This is a genomic window from Synechococcus sp. R6-10 (genome assembly GCF_047461815.1).
Lineage (GTDB): Bacteria > Cyanobacteriota > Cyanobacteriia > Thermostichales > Thermostichaceae > Thermostichus.
In genome coordinates, this window is the sequence record NZ_JANSHW010000366.1 from 1 (window position 1) to 3324 (window position 3324).

Annotated in this window: 3 protein-coding genes; 2 read left to right on the forward strand and 1 reads right to left on the reverse strand. The window is 56.3% G+C overall.

Annotation, left to right across the window (positions count from 1 at the left end; translation table 11 throughout):
- Positions 1-579 (reverse strand): ATP-binding cassette domain-containing protein (locus NW837_RS10420; protein WP_414331309.1); only part of this gene is annotated, 579 nt, incomplete at its 3' end.
- Between the two features lie 119 nt (positions 580-698).
- On the opposite strand from NW837_RS10420, the gene NW837_RS10425 reads away from it, so the two are divergent.
- Together NW837_RS10425 and NW837_RS10430 are read left to right on the forward strand one after the other, a co-directional pair.
- On the forward strand, positions 699-1697 hold the full coding sequence (locus NW837_RS10425) for a ribose-phosphate pyrophosphokinase (protein WP_011433256.1): 999 nt from the start codon (positions 699-701) through the stop codon (positions 1695-1697).
- A 155-nt stretch (positions 1698-1852) separates the two neighbouring features.
- The coding region (locus tag NW837_RS10430; protein WP_414331311.1) for a PAS domain S-box protein at positions 1853-3324 on the forward strand (1472 nt) is incomplete at its 3' end.

Consider the following 3324-nt stretch of genomic DNA (forward strand, 5'->3'; position numbering starts at 1 on the left):
GATCACCGATTTGCCCTGCTCCGCCAACCTTCTCAGAGCCGCGAACAAAAGATCTTTTTGCGCTGCAGAAATGCCCGTCGTTGGCTCATCCAAAATCAAGGTGTTGATCCCCAGGGAAAGCAACCGCAGCATTTCCAGTTGTTGCCGTTCCCCCACCGTCAAGCTGCCGATGGCTCCATCGGGGTTGAGGTTGAAACCAAACTCTTCACAGGCTTTCTCAAGACGTTTCCGGCTTTCTCGCAGCCCCAAGCCCAAGCGCCCTCGTTGCCCGGCAATAAAGTTTTCCAGCACCGTCAGAGAAGGAAAATCCAAGGGATCCTGGTGCAACATGCCAATGCCCAGGCGAATGGCCGCTGCAGGGCTGTCGATGCGAACCGGTTGCCCATCGATCCAAATCTCCCCCTGATCGCAGCGCAGAAAGCCGCTCAGGATCTTAACTAAGGTACTTTTGCCGGCCCCATTCTCCCCAAGCAGGCCGTGGATCGTGCCCGCCTCCACACGTAAGGACACATCGCGGTTCGCCTGTACCGCCCCAAAACGCTTGTGGATGTGCAGCAGCTCGACCTTCATTCTGCTCATAGTAACCTGCCTCCCCAGAAAATCCCCAAGAATACAGTTGCTGAGGTTGCAAGTGCTGGTGCTACGATAGCGACAGCTCGCCGTTAGGCGTTGGCTGCGGACGAGTTCAGCATCGATCTGTGGTTCGCCCTGCCCCTCTTCTCCGCCCTTCCCCCCTGCCACCCATCTCGGATAGCAACCGCCTCAAAATCTTCTCAGGCAGCGCTAACCCGGCTCTGGCTCAAGAGGTGGCGCGTTACTTGGGCATGGATCTTGGCCCGATGTTGCGCAAGCGCTTTGCCGATGGCGAGCTGTACATCCAAATCCAAGAGTCGATCCGGGGTGCCGATGTCTACTTGGTGCAGCCCACCTGCCGCCCCGTCAACGACCACCTAATGGAACTGCTGGTCATTATTGACGCCTGTCGCCGTGCCTCTGCCCGGCAGATCACCGCCGTCTTGCCTTACTACGGCTACGCTCGTGCCGACCGCAAAACGGCAGGACGAGAAGCGATCACCGCCAAGCTGGTGGCCAACATGATCACCCAGGCAGGGGCCCATCGCGTGCTGGCCATGGATCTGCACTCGGCCCAGATTCAAGGCTACTTCGACATTCCCCTCGACCACGTCTACGCCCAGCCGGTATTACAGGCTTACCTCAAGGAAAAGGGCTTGCTCGACGAGGACATTGTGGTCGTCTCTCCCGATGTGGGGGGTGTGGCCCGTGCCCGTGCCTTTGCCAAAAAACTCAAGGAAGCCCCTCTGGCAATCATCGACAAGCGCCGTCAAGCCCACAACGATGTGGAAGTCATGAATCTCATTGGGGATGTGCGGGGGAAAACTGCCATCCTTGTGGACGACATGATCGATACGGCAGGCACCATCTCGGAAGGGGCAAAATTGCTGCGCAAGCTGGGGGCCAAGGCGGTTTACGCCTGCGCCATTCACCCTGTTTTTTCTGAGCCGGCCATTCAACGCCTGCGGGGTGGTCTATTTGAAGAGGTGATCGTCACCAACACCATCCCCATCCCTCCAGAGCAGCACTTTCCCGAATTAACCGTTCTCTCGGTAGCCAATGTGCTGGGGGAAGCGATCTGGCGCATTCATGAAGATAGCTCCGTCAGCAGCATGTTTCACTAAAGTTTCTCCAGAGTATCGCTAAAGTATAGTGGGTGCAGGGTGGGCGCGCCTGCTGGGGATCCCTTGCTCTTTTTCCCTGTACAGACCAACCCAACAGGTGCTCCTGATCCACCGTGATGGACTGGGTTGAGCCAGCTCCTTGGCCAGGTTTTCCCATGTCACCTCCCATCTCTCGCTCGCCAAGATCCGTTGTGACCGGTTTTGCTCCCCCGCAGGCTGCTCCCAGGGAAGGGCCGTCCCTTCGAACTGAACCGGATACTGAGTCCGCTTCGGCGCTGTACCCGCTGTTGCAATTGTTGGGTCAACTGTTGAAAGTACCTTTGGTCTATCTGGAACTGGATCAGCCGGGATCCGATCCCCACTCGCCTTCAAAAGGGATCCTCTACCGGGATCCGCAAGGGATCCCAGCCGGCGAACCCTTCAACCTCAATGCCAGTCCTGGGGCTGAGCAATGGCCTTTTCATGAATCCTTCCTCTTGCAGACTGAGCAGGGGATCCGGTTGGCCGATCTGCACCTGCTTGACTGCCATCCTCGCCAACTGAGTTCCTTTGAACGGGAACAGATTGACCTCGTTGCCCTCAGCCTGAAGCAAATCCTTCTCCAGGCCCAGGAGCATCGGCAAACCCTCGAGCAGCTCCAATCCCAACTGCAGGACAGCCGCAGCACTGCTGCCCGCTACCAGCAGATCTTCGAGAACGCCGTCGAAGGCATTTTTCAAACCACCCTAGAGGGCAAATACCTGGTTGCCAACCCGGCCTTGGCCCATATTTTCGGCTACGAATCCCCTGAGGATTTGATGCACAACGTCTCCGATATCGGCACCCAAATCTATAGCGATCCGGAGCAGCGAGCCGAATTCATCCAGCGCATGCTGAGAGAAGGTCAAGTTGTGAATTTTGAACACCAAGTCTGCTGTAAAGATGGCAGGCTAATTTGGATTTCTTTAAATGCCCGTACCATCTACAACGACCAAGGGGATCCCCTCTATTTTGAAGGATTTGTTACCGACATCACAGCATCCCGTCAACTTAAAGAACGACAACAACAATTGGAAGAAGCCCGCCGAGAGAGCGAGCATCGTTTTCTGCAACTGGTAGAGAATACGCAACAACTGTTTTGGATTACAACGGTCTACAGCAAAGAGCTGATCTACGTCAGCCCAGCCTGTGAAGCCATTTGGGGCCGCTCCGCCGAAGAGGCCTACGCCAACCCCCAAGCCTGGATCCGCCAGATCCACCCCGACGACCGCTGGTTGTTCCCCACCATCCTCAAAGCCCAATCGGAGGGCAAATCCACCGATGTCGTCTTCCGCATTTATCGCACCGATGGCCGCCTGATTTGGCTGCGGGAACGCACTTTTCCCATCGCCGACAAAGAGGGCAAAATCTATCGGGTGGCAGGGATCGTCGAAGACATCACTGAGTCCAAGCAACTGGAAGCCGAACGGCGTCGTATAGAGCAAGCCTGGCAACAAAGCGCCAACCATTTTCGGCAGATTTTTGAGCTGGCCCCCAATGGAATTGCCCTTGTGGACTTGCAGGGGCGATTTATCCAGGTCAACGATGCCTTTGCCCAGATTGTCGGCTACACCCCCGAAGAATTGAAGCATCGGCAGCAACTGGACAT